The sequence below is a fragment of the Hymenobacter sp. BT559 genome (genome assembly GCF_016427535.1).
Lineage (GTDB): Bacteria > Bacteroidota > Bacteroidia > Cytophagales > Hymenobacteraceae > Hymenobacter.
Genome location: NZ_JAELXV010000002.1, coordinates 137,190 through 155,238, shown reverse-complemented (window position 1 = coordinate 155,238; position 18,049 = coordinate 137,190). Strand labels below are relative to the sequence as shown.

The window sequence follows — 18,049 nt, the reverse complement described above, 5'->3', positions numbered from 1 at the left end:
TTCCATCCTTTACTGACACGCTCCATGACTTTCCCCACCCGTTTTTCCTATTCGGCAAGCTGGCTACTGGCGGCCTCTTTGCTGCTCGGCAGCTGCTCTAAAGACGAGGGCCCTGTTACTCCCACGCCTACCCCTACCCCGCCGACGCCCACGCCAGTTGCTCCGTCGCAGGTGGCTGTGTGGCTCACCACGCCCGACAAAGCAGCGCTGTTTTATAACCAGCCCACGGGCTTGAGTTTCGGGGCCGCGGCCAACTCAAACCCGACTATCGCGGTCGATACCACGCAGACTTTTCAGACCATGGACGGCTTTGGCTACACCCTCACCGGGGGCAGCGCCTACGTGCTGAGCCAGATGACGGCCGCCAACCGGGCCGCGCTGCTCAAGGAGCTGTTTGCAACCGACGAGAATAATATCGGGGTGAGCTATTTGCGAGTGAGCATTGGGGCCTCAGACCTCAACGCCTCGCCCTACACCTACGACGACTCGGCCAGCCCAGACCCCACGCTGGCTAGCTTTAGCCTGGCGCCCGACCAGGCGTACCTCATTCCGGTGCTGAAGGAAATTGTGGCCATCAACCCAAGCATCAAAGTCCTAGGGTCGCCCTGGACGGCGCCCGTGTGGATGAAGCAGAACGCCAACCCGAGCAACCCTTTTGTGAGCGGCTCGCTGCGGCCTGAGTACTACGATGCTTACGCCCGCTATTTCGTGAAGTACCTCCAGGGTATGCAAGCCCTAGGTATCACGCTTGATGCCGTGACGCTGCAAAACGAGCCGCTGAACCCCTACAATAACCCGAGCATGGTGATGACGGGCGCCGAGCAGGCGTCATTCATTAAGAACAACGTGGGGCCGGCGTTTAAAGCGGCGGGCCTCAGCACCAAGATTATTGCCTACGACCACAACCCCGATGCCGATGGGCTAGCCTTTGTGCGCACCGTGCTCAGCGATGCGGGCGCCAGCGCCTTCCTCGATGGCTCGGCCTTTCACCTCTACGCCGGGCAGATGAGCGCACTGAGCCAAGTGCACGACGCTTACCCCACTAAAAACGTGTACTTTACGGAGCAGTGGACGCAGGCCCCCGGCAACTTCGCCAGCGACCTCACCTGGCACGCCAACAACCTGGTAGTGGCCGCACCCCGCAACTGGAGCCGCAACGTGCTGGAGTGGAACCTCGCCAATGACGCCACCTACGGCCCCCACACACCGGGCGGCTGCACCGAGTGCCTAGGTGCCCTCACCATCAGCGGCAACACCGTAACCCGCAACTCGGCCTACTACACCATCGGCCACGCCGCCAAGTTTGTGCGGCCCGGCTCGGTACGCGTAGCCACCAATACCCCCGACGGCCTGCCCAACGTGGCCTACAAAACGCCCGCTGGCAAGCGCGTACTTATGGTAGTGAACACCGGCTCGACGCTCCGCAATTTCAATATCCAATACAAGGGTAAGCTGGCCAGTGCCTCGCTTTACGGCGGCGCCGTGGCCACCTACGTGTGGTAGCACGCCCCTAGGCGTGTGACCCCACCCCCAGCCCCTCCCCTCCGGGAGAGGGGAGCCGACCGTAAGCAACCGCCATTCAGTCATCAGGCTCCCCTCTCCCGGAGGGGAGGGGCCGGGGGTGGGGTCCTACGCCTGACGAGCCGCTTGCACTACTACCCTCCCGCTCCTCTTTATTATGACCCACAAATTTCTTACCCTAGGGCTAGCATCAGCGCTAAGCCTAGGTCCTGCCGTTGCCCAAACTACCTACTCGGCAGCGGGCAAAAAAGCCCAGGTATTCACTACTGCGCAGGCTACCAACCAGCGCCTAGCGGCGGGCGCAGCGCTCAGCTTTCAGCCCGCTTCGCAACCGCTTGAAACGCAAGTCTGCGTATTCGTAGACCCCGCTCATTCGTACCAAACGCTGCTCGGCATAGGTGGGGCGCTCACCGATGCTTCGGCCGAAACCTTTGCCAAGCTGCCCAAGGCGCAACAGCAGGAGTTTTTGCAAGCCTACTATAGCCCGACGGCGGGCATTGGCTATACGCTGGCGCGCACGCACATTGGCAGCTGCGACTTTTCGAGCGCGAGCTATACCTATATTAAGGAAGGCGACAAGAGCCTCAAAAGCTTTAGTGTGAAGCCTGATGAGAAGTACCGCATCCCGTTCATTAAGCAGGCCATAGCCGCGGCGGGCGGCAAGCTCACGATGTTCGTGAGCCCCTGGACGCCGCCGGCGTTCATGAAAACCAACCACGACTTGCTGCACGGCGGCAAGCTGCTGCCCGAGTTTCGGCAGCCGTGGGCCGACCACTATGTTAAATTTATTGACGCCTACCAAAAACAGGGAATTCCGATTTGGGGCCTTTCGGTGCAAAACGAGGAAATGGCGACCCAGAAGTGGGAATCGTGCTTGTACACGGCCGAGGAGGAGCGTGACTTCATCAAGGAATACCTAGGGCCAACGCTGCAAAAAGGTGGCCTAGGTGATAAAAAACTCATTGCCTGGGACCACAACCGCGATTTGCTGTACCAGCGCGCCAGCACCGTGCTCGACGACCCCGAAGCCGCCAAGTACGTGTGGGGCATTGGCTACCACTGGTATGAGACCTGGACCACCAGCGGCCCGCTCTTTGACAACGAGCGCCGCGTGCACGAAACTTACCCCAATACCAACCTCATCTTCACGGAGGGCTGCGTCGAGAACTTCAAGTTTGACCAGGTAAACGACTGGAAGCTGGGCGAGCGCTACGGCAACTCGATGATAAACGACTTCAACGCCGGCACCGTGGGCTGGACGGACTGGAACGTGCTGCTCGACGAGAAAGGCGGTCCCAACCACGTGGGCAACTTCTGCTTCGCGCCCATCATCGCCGACACCCGCACTGGCAAGCTCATTTACACTAACGCTTACTACTACATCGGGCACTTCTCGAAGTTCATCCGGCCCGGCGCCAAGCGCGTGGCCGCCACCACCAACCGCGACTGGTTGCAAGCCACCTCCTTCGTAAATCCCGACGGCAAAGTGGCCGTGGTAGTAATGAACAGCGGCGACAAGCCCCAGGAGTTTCAGCTGTGGGTGAAGGGCCAGGCCGCGGCCACCACCAGCCCCGCGCACTCTATTGCTACTTATGTAATTGATTAATTGCCTTTTGAGTTAGCTGTCGCGAAGTAGGCTGTCAGGCTGACGAAGGAAGCATCTTGCTCGCTTCATTACTACGGCTAGGAGCTACTGCGCCACGCGAGATGCTTCCTTCGTCAGCCTGACAGGCTAATTTATTGGACGTTGGGTAGCTTGCCGCTGCTTGGTGAGTGCTATTGCTCGCCGCTTACTTCCACCACTATGTCCTTCTCAAACACTCTCAATGCGCTTGCGGTAGCTGCCGCGCTGCTACTACCCCTGGGCAGCTGGGCCCAAACCACCGACTGGGCCAACCTAGGGCGCTATGCACCGGCCAACCAACAGCTGCCCCCGGCCACCGCCAAGCGTCCGCGCGTCGTACTGATGGGCAACTCCATCACCGACGCCTGGCCCCGCATCGACACAGCATTTTTTGCCAGCAAAACCTACGAGTACGTCGGCCGGGGCATCAGCGGGCAGGTGTCGGGGCAGATGCTGCTGCGCCTGTGGCCCGATGTGTTGGCCTTGCAGCCCAAAGTCGTGGCCATCTTGAGCGGCATCAACGACATCGCCGAAAACGCCGGCCCTTATAACCCCGAGGCCACGTTTCACAACATCACCTCGATGGCCGAGCTAGCGCAGGCCCACGGCGTACGGGTAATTATATGCTCAGTACTGCCGGCCTACAACTTTCCGTGGCGGCCCGGCCGCGAGCCCGCGCCTAAGGTCATCGCCCTCAACCAGAAGTTAAAGGCCTACGCGGCCCAGCACCATCTCACCTACGTGGACTACCACGCCGCTATGGCCGACGAGCGCCAGGGCCTATCTGCCGCTCTCGCCACCGATGGCGTGCACCCTACCCTGGCCGGCTACCGCATCATGGGGCCGCTATTGCAGCAGGGCGTAGCCCAGGCGCTCAAGCGCAAGTAATTCACACATTATCGTCATGCATATCGTAGCGAAGCATCTCGCGTGGTGCAGTAATCCCTAATACTAGCGAACGTCCGCACGCGAGATACTTCGCTGCGCTCTGCATGACAACCTTTTACCTCCTATGCCCCGCTTTTCACTGCTCCTTACCACTCTTGCCCTAGGGTCTATCACCGCCCATGCCCAATCGCAGAGCGCGCCGTTGCTGCGGGCCGAAGGCCCAAAAATAGTAGACGCCCAACACCGCGAAGTACTGCTGCAAGGCATGAACCTAGGCGGCTGGCTACTGCAAGAAGGCTACATGATGAAGCCCGGCTATGGCGGCACCCAGGGCTCGGTGAAGAAAGTGCTATATCAAGCCGGCCTGAGCGACGCGGCCGTAGAGAAGTTTTACCAGCAGTGGCGCGACAATTTTATCACCAAAGCGGACATTGACTTCATCGCGCAGCAGGGCTTCAACTGCATTCGCCTGCCCTTGCACTACGACTTGTTTTTGACGCCCGCGCAGCGGGCTGTGCGCAACGGCGTCATTCGGGGCACTGTGCCCTACGCCGACTACGTGACCAAGCTGAAAGAGTGGCAGCAGAAAGGCGAGCTATTCCAAGCGCCGCAGCAGCTCGAAGCCATCCGGCTCATCGACAAGACCCTAGGCTGGTGCGCGGCCAACAAGCTCTACGTGGTGCTCGACCTGCACGCCGCGCCCGGCGCCCAGGGCACCGACACCAACATTGCTGATGCCTTGCAGCCCAACGATTTTTGGCAAGAGCCCATCTACCAGGATATCACGAACGGCCTGTGGGCCACACTAGCCAAGCGCTACAAAAACGACGGCCGCATCGCGATGTACGACCTTGTGAACGAGCCCAACAACGTACCCGGCGGCAACGCGGCCATCCACACCATGCTAGAGCGGCTCATTAACACCGTGCGCGCCCAGGGCGACCAGCACCTGCTGCTGCTAGAGGGCAATGGCTTCGGCAACAACTACAACCAGCTGGAGCGCAAGACCTTCTCGCACCCCGAAAACCTTGTGTACAACGCCCATCGCTACAATTTAGAAAAATACCCGCTCAGCAACGACCTAGGTGCCACCAACCCCGATGCCAACCAGCTGGGTACCATCGGCAACCTGCTGGCCTTCCGCACCGCCCAAGACGTGCCAGTGTGGATAGGCGAAACCGGCGAAAACACTCCGCAGTGGATGGGCGAAGCCGCCCGCAACCTAGCAAGTGTGGGCATCGGCTGGTGCCACTGGACCTACAAGCGCTTCAGCGACAAGCCCATCGCGGCCCTGCTGCACATCAAGCCGCCCTACCTGGTCGATGTAAAGCGCGCGGCCGACCTAGGTCCCATTTTGGAGAATATGAAGTTCAAAAGCTGCGTACCGAACCCGGACGTTATCAACGCACTCAAGGCGGAAATCAAGAAGTAGGCCTCCTTCTTGGCGAGCTAAAGCAAAAAACGATTGTCATGCTGAGCCTGCCGAAGCATCTCTGCCGCACCGTTGGAGGAAGCGGCAGAAATGCTTCGGCAGGCTCAGCATGATAGTCATCTGTTATTAAATAGATAGTTTACAGTCAATAGCCATTCTCATGAGAGGCCTTGCCGTTCTCCTGTTCTTCCTAACAGCCTTTCGGCTAGCGGCCCAGACCCCTGCCCCACCCGCCGGGCGTGTCGCCGTTACGTACCTCAACTCGAAGCTACTGCGCGGCAACCTAGGCGGCGAAAACCCTCGCCGCCGCTTGAGCGTGTACTTGCCCGCGGGCTACGACGCTAACCCACGGCAACGCTACCCGGTGGTGTATTTTCTGCACGGCTTTACCTGGAACGACAGCCTGATTTTCAACCAAGATGGTATGAAGGTGCTGCTCGACCAAGCCATTGCCGACGGGCAAATTCGGCCCTTCATCATGGTAGTTCCCAACGAGCAAACGCGCTACGGCGGCAGTTGGTACGCTAATTCGGCCACCAATGGTCCATGGGCCGACTTCACCGCCCGCGAGCTGGTGCAGTTCATCGACAAGAACTACCGTACCCTGGCACGGCCCGGCAGTCGCGGCCTAGCCGGCCACTCTATGGGCGGGGGCGGCACCCTGCGGCTGGCCTTAAACTACCCCGGCACCTGGGCCGCTGCCTACGCCTTAAGCCCGGCCTTGGTGGGGCCGCACCCCAGCTACCTGCCCGGCCCCGGCCTGCCCAGCGCGCTTCGAGCCACCAGCCTAGCGCAGATAGACCGCCGGGCGCTCTCAACAGTGGCCGTATCCCGCGCCTATTCCCCTAACCCCAAGGCCCAGCCCTTCGGCGCCGACCTGCCCGGCTCGCTAACGGCCGATAGCCTGACTCGGCGCGACGCCGCGCTGGCCCGCTGGGTAGCGGCCACGCCCACCTACTTGCTGCCCACACACTTGGCCAGCCTGCGGCAGCTGCGCGGCCTAGCTTTCGACTGGGGAGCGCAAGACGAGGTACTACACATTCCGCCCACTTGCCGCACCTTTGACCAGTGGCTCAGCGCCTTCAGCATCCCACACACAGCCGAGGAGTATGAGGGCACGCACGGCAGCCGCATCATGGGCCGCACCGGGCGGGTGTATCAGCACGTGCTGCCTTTCTTTAATAAGCACCTCGATTTTGCCCCCTAGGCCTTACTCGCAGCGCACGTAAGGCCGCAGCTTGGCAAAGTTTTCCTCTTTTAAAATCTTAATTTGCCGCAGGTCTTCGGGCGTTTTGTAGGGCCCGTGCTGCTTGCGGAAGGCCACGATGAGGCGGGCCAGCGGCTTGCCCACGTAGGGGTGCGGCCACAGCTCATCGAAGGTACTAGAGTTGATATTTACCGTCTGAGGCACGAAGCCGGGCGCTACGAAGGTGTACTTGCGCAGGCTGTCCACAAGGTCAGGCGCGTCGCGCAGCACAAACACGTCGGCTAGCTGCGCTTCATTTACGTAGCCGCCCAGCTCATTGCGGCGGATTACTATCCACTTGGCCCGCCCGCGGCCGATGCCTTTGATTTGCTGGAGCTGCGTCGTATCGGCTAAGTTGAGGTCGAAGGGCTGCAAGTGCGCAGGCTTGCGCGGGAAGCGGCTGGGCGCTGCACTGGCGAAAGGCGCGTTGCCACCACGAGCCGCGTAGTCGGACCGGCCGGGCAGCTCATCGGGCAATTGCATAAACGGCGCCAGCCGCTGGTACACCGAGTCGGGCAGTCCGTAGATGCGCTGCACCTGCACTTTGGCGCGAAAGCCGCCCGCTTTTTGGCCGTAGTTAACGATGCGCCCGGCCACGAAGTGCGGCACGCCCCGCGCCTCCCAGTCTAAGGCCGTGAGGGCATTAGGGTCAAAGGGCGCCAGCTTGGCTTGCGCCACGGCCGGATAGCGGCTGGCCCCATCGGCGCTGTAGCTGCGCCGCCCAGCGTAGCGCTGCCGCTCCACCGAATCGGAGACAGCTAGGCGCTTCGATAAGTCGGCCGCCCAATTATCTAGCTGCTGCTGGTCGGCGGCGGGCAGGTAAACTGGGTCAGCGGGGCGTAGCAACACGGGCAAAACTGCGACCGCTAACATCAGCAGTAGCAGCACTACGAAGCCCCGCGTTTCGACCCGCGAAAAGCCAAAATGCCGTCGTAGCCAGCGCGCAATAACGGCCGGCCTGGAAGGCGGACGCGGAGCGGTTGGCGGGGGTGTAGCGGGCATAGCAGCAAGCAGAAATGGCTCGCTTTAGCAAGACGAAGCCAAAAAACGGGGAAATATAAGCCTCCCGTTAGGCACTGCCTACTGCTATTTTCCTAGGTCTTTGCTAAGGTGCAATTATTGCGGCAGCGTGAGCAGGTAGCCAATGGTAAAGTTGGCGTCCCAATCGAATACAAACTGCTTGCAGCCAGTAGCTTCGGCCACCGAGCGGTAGATATTCAGGCCCGCTTTGCCCTTGGCATTGTCGAGCTGGTAGGCGCTGGCGGCGTCGAGCACGGTGTAGCGCTCCTTGCCCTGGCGCACTTTCTTGGCCATCTCAAACGGCACGCCGCCAATGATGAAGCACGTTTGGCGCAGGCCGGCGGGCACTTGGTCGGCCTTAGCCTTTACATCGGCCGCCACGGTGGCATCGTCGATGTTCTGCCCGAAGTACTTGGCGCCGTAGGTTTCTACTGATTTGGGAGCGCCATCGGCCAGCCACGAAATTTTGGTGTTGCCCGAGCCGATGTCCACTACGAAGGCTTTGTTGGCATAGGACGGGGGCAACACTGAACGCAGACCTAGGACGCCTTCTTTCTCGGGCGTCACGGTGTTCACCACGTACTTAAGCCTAGCCAATTGCTTGATAATCTTCTGCGTGCCCGGCGCTTTCAGCGCGCCCGAGCTTACCACGAAGTGAATGTCGCGGCCGGCCACTCCGTTGTCGAGCATTTTGCCGATGTACGATTTCAGGCCCGCGCGCACGTCATCGTCGGTGGCCATGTTTTCCAGCACCAAGCTATTGCCAAACTCTGCTTTTTCGAGCTTCCAGTTGTGCTGGGCATCGGTGCGCACCACGAAGGAATTGAAGCCGCTGGCCCCCAGCTCTACTACACCGCGCAGCCGCCCATTCGTGGGCTCGGGCGCCGTGTAGGTGAAAGGCACTCGCTCGCTAGTGTTGACCGCAGCAGACGTGCTGCTGGCAGGCGCCGTGGCTTCACCACTGGCGGCGCTGCTCGTGCCAGATGGGGCGGCGGTGGTGGTAGCCGTAGCGGGCGCCGGCACTCGGTCGCCCACGAAGTAGCGGATGCCGAAGTAAATACCAAGCAGCACGATGGCCGTAATCAGGAGGCGGCCAGCGACGGTGAGGTTTTGCATGAGTCTAGGGTAGGTAGAAGGTATCAGGTAGTAGTAAGGTGTGTAGTAGCGCTGCTATTCTAGTAGGCTACGGTAGCCGGCGTCTTTGGCCGGCGCGGGGTCGTAGCCGCCGGGGCGCGGGGCGGGCGCTAGGCTGTCGGGGCGCCCTTCGAGCTGCACCAGCTTAAACTCGCCCTTGTTGTAGGCTGCCAGCATGGCTTCGCCCTTGTCGGACAAGATGCCGTTTTGCACGTCTACCGAGTTGATGAAGTCCATCGACAAGTCCATGGCGCGTTTCATTTCGCCCAGCTTCTGGCTCATGTCGTCTTGGATGTACTCCATCGACTCGTCGAAATAAAACTTCTTGTCGGGGTCGCCCTTGAAGATGCTCACTGCCGTGCGCAGGGCGCTGGAGCTTTCCTTTACAATCTTATATTCGGCTTCTTTCAAGCGCACTTTTATCTCGGTTTCTTTGATGATGTAGTCGGCACTCTGGTTGACCTTTTCCATGAAGGCCAGCACCGTCTTGATGTTGCGCTGCAGCGGCAGCAGCTTCTCGTTCATCTCTTGCAAGCCTGCCCCTTCAATAGTGGCTAGCGAGGCGGTTTCTTTCATACCCGGCCGGTCGAGCATGGTGCTTGCCTTATTAGCTTCGGCAAATTTTTGCTTAATTTCGACGTTATTATCGGCTATTTTCTTATTCAGCTTCACTAGTTGGCCGGCCAAGGTGTCTATCTGGCCCTGCATTTTCTGGCGCTTATTTTTAAGGTCGCTGATGTAGATTTTAAGAATTGCAATCGGGTCGAGTTGAATGACAATGCCCGTGAGCTTGCGCATCAGGGTTTTGAACAAAAAGAAGAGCCCCGTGCGAATGTCGCGGCTCGTGACCAAGAACACCAGTACGCCTAGCGCCCCCAGCAAAAAGGCTAGGTGCAGAGTATTGCTGGCTACTTCAATCAGAAATTTGACAATCTCATTGAAGTAGAAGAGCCCGGTGCCGGCTAGGCCAGCCAGCACCACCAGCCCCAAGATGCCTTCGGGCCGCGACCAAAACGAGCGTTTTTCAGCGTCGGCAGTGCCGCCCAGTTGCGAAAAATCAGGAGTAGCCATGAGGAAGGAGTTAGGAAGGCGATTAGAATATCTCGCTGAAATCGTAAAGCCGGCGGTCCATGCGCGCATAGCGACGCAGTTTCACTCAAGCGGCACCTAGGTAAACTTATCCTGCTTCGCTGCGCTCGCAAGGACAGCTAGCTACTACATCGCTACCCCTACAGGAGGCATTACACTTGCCGCGATAAAGCTATACTGCCTATTTCAAATACTGGGCAATCTTGGCAAGGTCAGCGCGAATCTGGCTGGTGAAGTGGCCGTAGGTCGCTTCGTAGTTCTGGCGGTTCTGGTTGAGGCGGCCGCTTTGCTCGGCCACTTCGCCCCCAATGGCTGCTAGCCGCGTCGCGTTGGCCGCCAGCTTCTGCTGTATCTCGGCCAATTGCCGGTTCAAGGCTTCCGAATCGGCCTGTAGCTGCTGTTGCTCACGCTGCAAGCCGCCCACGCGCTCGGCAATAGCCGTCTCCACGCTCTGGCCAAAGGCTTCCCGGTCTTTGCCCAAGATAGCGAGATACTGGTTGGCCGTGCTTGTGAGGCGGGCTACGTCGGGCGCACCACCTAGGGCCTTAAAGCTGGCCCAGGCAGCCTGATACTGTTGGTCTTCGCTCAGCCCGAGGCTGGCTAGGCTACGCAGCGTTTCTCTGAACTCGAAGTAGTCGGGGCCCGGCAGGTTGTTTTTGGCCAGCACGCCCGCGAAGTGCTCCGCGAACTTGGCATCGACGGTGCCGGTGGGCGCTGGGGCCGCGCTGGCCGGGGCCATACTGCTGCCCGCGGGCGCCGGGCTGGCCGGAGCCGGCTTGCCCGACAGGCTTTCTTCTTTGATGAAAAAGCTCAGGATTTTGTGGCCGAGGTTGTCAGAATCGGGCATGGCGGGCACGAACTAAGGGTTAGGTACCGCAATACTAGCGCGCAATGCGGTTTCCGGCTCCCCGGCTCACCTAGGGCCTCACCTTATTTCAGCACCGGCTGGTAGAGCTTCACGAGTTGCGCCACGGCGTAGTCTACTTCGGCTTCGGTGTTTAGCTTGCTCATCGATAGGCGCACGGTGGGCCGGTTTGGGTCTGCCCCCAGGGCCTCTAGCACGTGCGAGCCAAGCTGGGCCCCACTGGTGCAGGCCGAGCCGCCCGAGGCTGCTACTTTGCTGATATCGAGACTAAACAACAGCATTTCGCTGATAGCCGACGGCGGCAAGCTCACGCTCAGCACTGTGTATAGGCTCTGGTCGGCTTCGGCTGAAAGGCCATTGAATTGCACCCCATCGATGCCGACTTGTAATTGCTCGATAAAGCGGTTTTTCAAGCCCTGCACATGCTGCCGGTGGGCAGCCATATCGCGGCAGGCTATTTCCAGAGCCGTGGCTAGACCTACAATGCCGTACACATTCTCGGTGCCCGACCGAATATTTCGCTCCTGCGAGCCACCGTGGATGAGCGACGCCACCTCCACCCCGCCGCGCCGGTACAGAAACCCGACACCCTTGGGGCCGTGAAACTTGTGCGCCGAGCCTACTAGAAAGTGGTTTTGAAGTTGCTGCACATCGTGCGGGTAGTGCCCCATCGTCTGCACCGTATCGGTATGGAAGATGGCATCGTACCGCGCACAAATTTCACCGATGACCTTGATATCATTTAAGTTACCAATTTCATTGTTGCCGTGCATAAGGCTCACAAAGCTGCGCGGCTTGGTGGCCAGCAGTTCCTCCAAGTGCCCTAGGTCGAGGCGGCCGTGCTCGTCGTGGCGCAGGTAGCTCAGCTCTGTTTCGCCGCTCTTGGCCAGCGCCTGCAAGGGGTGCAGCACCGCGTGGTGCTCTAGGGGCGAGGTGATGGCGTGGCGCAGCCCAAGGGTGCGCACACTGCCAAATATGGCGTAGTTATCAGCCTCCGTGCCGCCCGAGGTGAAGGTAATTTCGCTCGGGGCGGCGTTGATAAGTTGGGCCACCGTTTTGCGCGCTTGCTCGATAGCCGACCGCACCTGTCGCCCCGGCCCGTGCAGCGAGCTGGGGTTGCCATAGTGCTGCCCTAGGTAGGGTAGCATGGCTTCCAGCACGGCGGGGTCGAGGGGAGTAGTGGCGGCGTTGTCGAAGTAAGCGTACATGGTTGTTGAGGCTTAGTGCGTGGGGCCCAGCACCTAGCTACTGGCTTGACACCGAGCAGCTAGGCACTGAGCCCCACGCACTAAGCACTATTTAGACGAAATAATTTCTTTGATATCAGCGATAATTTTCTGAGCCAAATGGTCAGCCGTCGCGTTCGAATCCGACTCGGCGTAGATGCGGATAATGGGCTCGGTGTTTGACTTGCGCAGGTGCACCCATTCTTTACCAAACTCAATTTTCACGCCATCAATCGTGTTTACCGGCTGTTTGGCGTAGCGCTGCTGCATCTGCACCAGCACTTGGTCGGTGTCGATGTCAGGCGTGAGCTCAATTTTATTTTTAGAGATAAAGTAGCTCGGGTACGAGTTGCGCAAGCGGCTCATGGCGAGACCAGTCTTGGCTAGGTGCGTCAAAAACAGCGCAATGCCGACCAGCGCGTCGCGGCCGTAGTGCAGCTCGGGCAAGATGATGCCACCGTTGCCTTCACCACCGATGATGGCGTTGGTTTCCTTCATCTTGGTTACCACATTCACCTCGCCCACGGCGGCGGCGGTGTAGGTGCCGCCGTGCTTTTCGGTCACGTCGCGCAGAGCGCGGGTGCTGCTGAGGTTGCTCACGGTGTTGCCACCGCCGTTTTCCTTCAGCACGTAGTCGGCCACGGCCACCAGCGTGTACTCCTCACCAAACATCTCGCCGTTTTCGCTCACTAGCGCTAGGCGGTCCACGTCGGGGTCAACCACGATGCCGAGGTCAAAGCCACCTTTTTCGAGCACCTTGGCAATATCACGAAGGTTTTCGGGCAGCGGCTCGGGGTTGTGGGCAAAGTCGCCGGTAGGCTCGCAGTGCAGCTTCTCTACCGTTTCGACCCCTAGGGCCGCCAGCAGTTGCGGCACCGCTAGGCCACCCGTCGAGTTCACGGCATCAACCACCACTCGGAAATTCTTGGCCCGAATGGCATCCACATCTACCAGCGGTAGCGCCAGGATGGCGTCGATGTGGGCCGTCAGCGTCGTGTCGTCGGTGGTGTAGCTGCCTAGCTTCGTTACCGGTGCAAAGTCGAAGCCCTCGCTGTCGGCCAACGCTAGCACCTGCTGCCCGTCGCTGTCCGAGATAAACTCGCCCTTCGCGTTCAGTAGCTTGAGCGCATTCCACTGCTTGGGATTGTGCGAGGCCGTGAGGATGATGCCACCCGCCGCTTGGCGTGCGGGCACTACCAGCTCCACCGTAGGCGTGGTCGAAAGCCCTAGGTCGAGCACGTCTAGTCCCAAGCCTTGCAGCGTAGCAGCTACGAGCCGGCTCACCATTTCGCCCGACAATCGAGCATCACGCCCAATCACAATTAGCTTGCTGCCAGTATCTTGCTTAGCTACCCAAGTGCCGTAGGCCGCAGCATACTTCACTACGTCGAGCGGCGTCAGGCCTTGCCCGGCCGGCCCGCCTATAGTACCCCGGATACCGGAAATTGATTTTATGAGCGTCACGGTTTGTTTCTTTAGCCTGCAAAAGTAACTCTGTCCCCGTTTTTATAGTGCCGAGCGCCGGGCAGCTTTGCTTGGCCTAGCCAGCGCCAGCCCGTAGCCAGCAGGTTATTTTTATATTAGCTTATGACCGAAAATCCTCTCCTCTCCCCCGGCCGTCGGCCCGAGCAGCTGGCCGCCTTTGGCCGCCTGCTCGATGTGCTCGACCGCCTACGCCTCGAATGCCCTTGGGACAAAAAACAGACCCTAGAAAGCCTGCGCCACCTTACCATTGAGGAAACCTACGAGCTAAGCGACGCCATCCTGCGCCAAGACCTGCCCGACCTCAAAAAGGAGCTTGGCGATGTAATGCTGCACCTCGTTTTCTACGCCCGCATCGCGGCCGAGCAAGGTGCTTTTGACATCGCCGATGCTCTTAATGCGCAGTGCGACAAGCTCATTTACCGCCACCCGCACATTTACGGCGACGTGCAGGCCGACGACGAAGACGCCGTAAAGCGTAACTGGGAGCAGCTCAAGCTAAAAGAAAAAGGCAACACGGGCGGCGTCCTAGGTGGGGTGCCCACCTCCCTGCCGGCCTTGGTCAAGGCCATGCGTATTCAGGAGAAAGCTCGCGGCGCGGGCTTCGATTGGGAAGACCCGTCTCAGGTGTGGCTGAAAGTGCAGGAAGAGCTAGCTGAGTTTGGCGCCGAGTATGGCCACGGCCAGCCCCCGGCTGATGAAGCCCAGGCTGCCCGCGCCGCGCAAGAGTTTGGCGACCTGCTATTTTCGCTTGTCAATTTTGCCCGCTTCGCTGGTATCAATCCTGAAGAAGCATTAGAGCGCACCAACCGAAAGTTTATTGGCCGCTTTCAGTATCTTGAAGCTGCGGCCGCTCGTGCAGGCAAGCCCTTGGCTTCTTTGACACTGGCCCAAATGGATGAGTATTGGGAAGAAGCCAAGAAAAGTGTGTCCTCACTATCCTAGGCAAACTTTATGCTGCCGCTTCCCGTTGGCGTCTTCATCAAAAATATAGCGGCCCTAAGGCCCTAAAACCAAGCCTTATTTCTGCCTTACTGCCCGCTACTCTGGCATGTGGCCCTCAAAAAAAAAGTTGACTAAGCTATGATTTTCGTGGCTTAGGCGTAGATTCGGCCCCGAAAGTTGCTTTGGCCTGCCCGGCACTAACTTAATCCGGCCTGGTAGTCAAGTTATTTCTTCGCCTCATTTTTATCCCCCTCAAACCAACCCCCACCTCCTACACCTCCCGGACACATGGAACAGAAAAATGCTGTAAACCCGAGCGCTCGGCCTGCCACTTCGGCCACCGCTGCCAAGGCTGCTGCCCCCGCTCCTAGCAGCGGCGGTGCTTCGCTGTTCTCGGTTATCGCTATCATCGTTGCCTTCGTACTTGCCGAACTGATTTTTCACTTCGTAATGGGCGCTGGCAGCCGCTTCAAAGGTGGCGTAAACACCAATGACCCCCTGCCCGGCGACTACCTGGCTACTATGTACAAAGGCGGGGTTATCGTACCCTTCCTGATTACCATGTTCTTGTGCGTTATCATCTTCTCTGTTGAGCGGGCGCTAACCATTTCGAAAGCCAAAGGCAGCAAGAGCATCGAATCGTTTGTACGCTCGGTACGCCAGAAGCTGAATGCTAACGACATCAACGGTGCCATTGCTCTCTGCGACCAGCAGAAAGGCTCGGTTGCCAACGTAGTTCGCGCTGGCCTGTCGAAATACAAAGAAATGGGTGCTGAACACACCATGAACACCGACCAGCGCGTGCTGGCCATCCAGAAAGAAATCGAAGAAAGCACCGCGCTGGAACTGCCGATGCTCGAAAAGAACCTGGTTATCATTTCGACCATTGCTTCGGTAGCTACCCTAACCGGTCTGCTCGGCACGGTATTCGGCATGATTAAGGCCTTCGCCGCTCTGGCGCAGGCTGGTAACCCTGATGCTACTGCCCTGGCTTCGGGTATCTCGGAAGCTCTTATCAACACGGCCCTAGGTATCGGTACCTCGGCCCTGGCCATCATTGGCTACAACTACTTCACGAGCAAGATCGACGAGCTGACTTACAGCATCGATGAAGCTGGCTTCAGCATCATCCAAACCTTTGCCGCTCAGCACGGCTCTAAAGGGCAGGAGTCGTAGGTCAAAGGCACAAAAAGCGGGGTAGCGGCGTTCGGCTGCCGCTACCCCAACTTTTTTTCAGCCAAGCGTGTGGAATTTGTGGAGCAGCGGCATCAGTACCACTGAGCGGCTCCCGCCCCCGGCGGCCCGCTGATGGTTTCACCCCCGCAGCCCCCTTTTCTCTATGTCTGGCCCGCCACCTTTAACATCTTCTGGCAATGCCTAAAGTAAAACCGCACCGCACCTCGCCATCGCTCGACATGACGCCGATGGTAGACCTGGCCTTCCTGCTGGTTACATTCTTTATGTTGACCACGCAGTTTCGCCCCGAGGATGCCGTGATTGTGGACCCCCCGTCCTCGACCTCGGACCTCCGCAACCCTGACAGCGATGTGCTGACGCTGACCATTGATGATAAGAAGCGTGTATTTTTTGGCTTTGACAAAGCGTCCGTAAAGGAAGAAGCGCTGAAGTCGATGGGCATCAAGTACAACGTAAGCTTCACTAAGCAACAACTGGCCCAGTTTCGCAACATCAACAGCATCGGGGTACCGATTAAGCAGTTGGGCTCGTACCTGAGCATGAGCACCGAAGAGCGCAAAGAGCTAAACCCACGCCTCCCCGGTATCCCCTACGACTCGCTCAACAACCAGCTGATTGACTGGGTGCAGGGCGCTCGCCAAGCCAACCTCAACCTCTTTAGTAAGCAAAGCTTTGTATCTATCAAGGGCGACGGCGCAGCCGACGTGCAGACGGTACAAAAGATTATTAGTGAGTTGCAGAAGGCTAAAATCAACCGTTTTAACCTGGTGACCAGCTTAGAGGGTAACCCAACCACTGAAGCTGCACAATAACCCGCTGACCCCATGGCAGAAATCCAACAAAAAGGCGGCGACTCCGGTAAGGGAGGCAAGAAACGGGCGAAGAAAATGTCGACTAAAATCGACATGACGCCCATGGTGGACCTTGCCTTCCTATTGCTGACCTTCTTTATGCTCACCACCACTTTTGCCAAGCCCAACGTGCTGCAATTGCAGATGCCGGCAAAAGTGAAAGACGACACGGAGAAATCGAAAATTAAAGAGTCGGAAGCCATGACTATTATTCTGGCCCCCGACGACAAGGTTTTCTACTTCTTCGGCCTAAACTCGCCCAAGGACCCCTCGGTAGCAGTACCTAAAATCCAGGTAACTGACTTCTCGGCCAACGGCATTCGTAAGGTGCTACTTGTTCGCAAGCAGCAAGTGCCTAAGCTTACCATCCTCATCAAAAGCTACGTAGACGGTGACCAGCACGCCAAGTATAAAGACTTGGTGGACATCCTGGATGAGATGAACATCACCGACCAAAAGCGCTATGCGCTGGTGGAACTTGGTAAAGAAGATATAGACCTCATCAAAACGCAGAAACTCCTATGATGGATAACGCTCAGCTGGCTAATGCCAGCTTAAACGACATCGTATTTGAGGGGCGCAATAAGGCTTACGGGGCTTATCACCTGCGGCGCATCTACGGCCGGCACGTGACGCGGGCACTTGTCATCGGGGCTTTCTTTTTGGGCTTGCTGGTGGTAATTCCCGCTATCGCGAAGTTCCTAGAAGAGCGCAAGCCGAAGGAAGAGCTTAACCTCAAAACGAACGAACTAATGGAGGCCCCGCCGCTGGATAACACCCAGCCGCCGCCCCCACCGCCCCCGCCGGCGAGCACGCCTCCTCCTCCCCCGCCGCCCGACCCGCCCAAGGTAAACGCTATCAAGTTTACCCCGCCCGTGGTAGCCAAGGACAAGGAAGTACGCCAGGAAGAGGAAGTACCTGATGTAAAGGAAATTAAAGACCAGAACATTGGTACGAAAACCGTAAAAGGTGGCCTCGATGAAGCTCCGGACCTGAGCGGCCTGAGCGGCGAAGGCAAAGCTGCTGCCCCTGTGGCAGAAGTAGTGGAAGACAAAGTCTACACCTACGTAGAGCAAATGCCCGAGCTGCCAGGTGGTGGTGGCCAGCAAGCCATCGTAAACGCCATCCAGAAGGCGTTCCGTTACCCCGCAGTTGACTTGCGCAACCAGGTAGAAGGCCGGGTATTCGCCAAGTTTACGGTTGACGAAAACGGTGGCCTCACCGATGTATCGGTGGTGAAAGGCCTCAGCGGTACGATTGATGCTGAAACTATCCGCGCCATCAAAACGCTGCCCAAGTTTATCCCGGGCAAGCAAAACGGCCGGGCTGTGAAAGTATCGTTCACCGTGCCGATTTCGCTCAAGATTCAATAGTCTGCGTAAGCAGTACACTTACAAGCCCTCTGCGCTAAGCGCAGAGGGCTTGTTTCGTTTTAGGTCTTTGCTAGTCCCCTAGGTAGTCCTTATGAGCAGTTTCAATCAGAAGGGCTACCTATGCTTTCCCAGAATTAATAGCGTCAGTCAGATATC

General features: G+C 58.5%; 16 protein-coding genes. 10 read left to right on the top strand and 6 right to left on the bottom strand.

Translation table 11 applies throughout. The features are described from left to right. Positions 1 to 24: 24 nt before the first annotated feature. From JAO77_RS07345 to JAO77_RS07325, 5 genes are all read left to right on the top strand, one after another. Positions 25 to 1,503, top strand: coding sequence for a glycoside hydrolase family 30 protein (locus JAO77_RS07345; protein WP_198989690.1), 1,479 nt, complete (start codon positions 25 to 27; stop codon positions 1,501 to 1,503). Positions 1,504 to 1,678: 175 nt separating this feature from the next. Next, entirely contained in the window at positions 1,679 to 3,127 is a 1,449-nt protein-coding gene (locus tag JAO77_RS07340; protein WP_198989689.1) for a glycoside hydrolase family 30 protein, read from the top strand. A gap of 198 nt (positions 3,128 to 3,325) precedes the next feature. Then, the gene (locus tag JAO77_RS07335; protein ID WP_198989688.1) at positions 3,326 to 4,033 is read left to right on the top strand and encodes a GDSL-type esterase/lipase family protein; all 708 of its coding nucleotides are present in this window, start codon (positions 3,326 to 3,328) and stop codon (positions 4,031 to 4,033) included. 124 nt (positions 4,034 to 4,157) lie between these two features. Beyond that, complete coding sequence (locus JAO77_RS07330; protein ID WP_198989687.1) at positions 4,158 to 5,465, top strand: glycoside hydrolase family 5 protein; 1,308 nt, start codon at positions 4,158 to 4,160, stop codon at positions 5,463 to 5,465. A gap of 160 nt (positions 5,466 to 5,625) precedes the next feature. Further along, a complete protein-coding gene (locus JAO77_RS07325) occupies positions 5,626 to 6,672 on the top strand; it encodes an alpha/beta hydrolase (protein ID WP_198989686.1) in 1,047 nt (348 codons plus the stop codon). Positions 6,673 to 6,675: 3 nt separating this feature from the next. Here the strand turns inward: JAO77_RS07325 and JAO77_RS07320 are convergent, their stop codons facing one another. From JAO77_RS07320 to glmM, 6 genes are all read right to left on the bottom strand, one after another. After that, positions 6,676 to 7,713 carry a ComEA family DNA-binding protein gene (locus JAO77_RS07320; protein ID WP_198989685.1) on the bottom strand — a complete coding sequence of 346 codons (1,038 nt, stop codon included), beginning with the start codon at positions 7,711 to 7,713 and terminating at the stop codon, positions 6,676 to 6,678. Positions 7,714 to 7,827: 114 nt separating this feature from the next. Then, positions 7,828 to 8,847, bottom strand: coding sequence for a hypothetical protein (locus JAO77_RS07315; protein WP_198989684.1), 1,020 nt, complete (start codon positions 8,845 to 8,847; stop codon positions 7,828 to 7,830). A gap of 54 nt (positions 8,848 to 8,901) precedes the next feature. Then, positions 8,902 to 9,936 (bottom strand): hypothetical protein, encoded by a 1,035-nt coding sequence (locus JAO77_RS07310; RefSeq protein ID WP_198989683.1) that lies wholly within the window; start codon positions 9,934 to 9,936, stop codon positions 8,902 to 8,904. Between the two features lie 199 nt (positions 9,937 to 10,135). Next, the gene (locus JAO77_RS07305; RefSeq protein ID WP_198989682.1) at positions 10,136 to 10,801 is read right to left on the bottom strand and encodes a hypothetical protein; all 666 of its coding nucleotides are present in this window, start codon (positions 10,799 to 10,801) and stop codon (positions 10,136 to 10,138) included. Positions 10,802 to 10,884: 83 nt separating this feature from the next. Then, positions 10,885 to 12,027: a cysteine desulfurase family protein gene (locus JAO77_RS07300; RefSeq protein ID WP_198989681.1), complete on the bottom strand. Its 1,143-nt coding sequence runs from the start codon at positions 12,025 to 12,027 to the stop codon at positions 10,885 to 10,887. A gap of 87 nt (positions 12,028 to 12,114) precedes the next feature. Next, positions 12,115 to 13,509, bottom strand: a complete 1,395-nt coding sequence (glmM, locus tag JAO77_RS07295) for a phosphoglucosamine mutase (RefSeq protein WP_198989680.1) — start codon at positions 13,507 to 13,509, stop codon at positions 12,115 to 12,117. Between the two features lie 123 nt (positions 13,510 to 13,632). On the opposite strand from glmM, the gene mazG reads away from it, so the two are divergent. The 5 genes from mazG to JAO77_RS07270 all read left to right on the top strand — a co-directional run bounded on the left by mazG (position 13,633) and on the right by JAO77_RS07270 (position 17,893). Beyond that, positions 13,633 to 14,472, top strand: coding sequence for a nucleoside triphosphate pyrophosphohydrolase (gene mazG / locus JAO77_RS07290; RefSeq protein WP_198989679.1), 840 nt, complete (start codon positions 13,633 to 13,635; stop codon positions 14,470 to 14,472). A 288-nt stretch (positions 14,473 to 14,760) separates the two neighbouring features. Then, the gene (locus tag JAO77_RS07285; protein WP_198989678.1) at positions 14,761 to 15,648 is read left to right on the top strand and encodes a MotA/TolQ/ExbB proton channel family protein; all 888 of its coding nucleotides are present in this window, start codon (positions 14,761 to 14,763) and stop codon (positions 15,646 to 15,648) included. A 197-nt stretch (positions 15,649 to 15,845) separates the two neighbouring features. After that, a complete protein-coding gene (locus JAO77_RS07280) occupies positions 15,846 to 16,481 on the top strand; it encodes an ExbD/TolR family protein (protein WP_198989677.1) in 636 nt (211 codons plus the stop codon). 12 nt (positions 16,482 to 16,493) lie between these two features. Beyond that, entirely contained in the window at positions 16,494 to 17,045 is a 552-nt protein-coding gene (locus tag JAO77_RS07275; RefSeq protein WP_198989676.1) for an ExbD/TolR family protein, read from the top strand. Further along, positions 17,042 to 17,893 (top strand): energy transducer TonB, encoded by an 852-nt coding sequence (locus JAO77_RS07270; RefSeq protein ID WP_235998284.1) that lies wholly within the window; start codon positions 17,042 to 17,044, stop codon positions 17,891 to 17,893. Before JAO77_RS07275 ends, JAO77_RS07270 begins: the two co-directional genes overlap by 4 nt. The last annotated feature ends 156 nt before the right edge of the window (positions 17,894 to 18,049 follow it).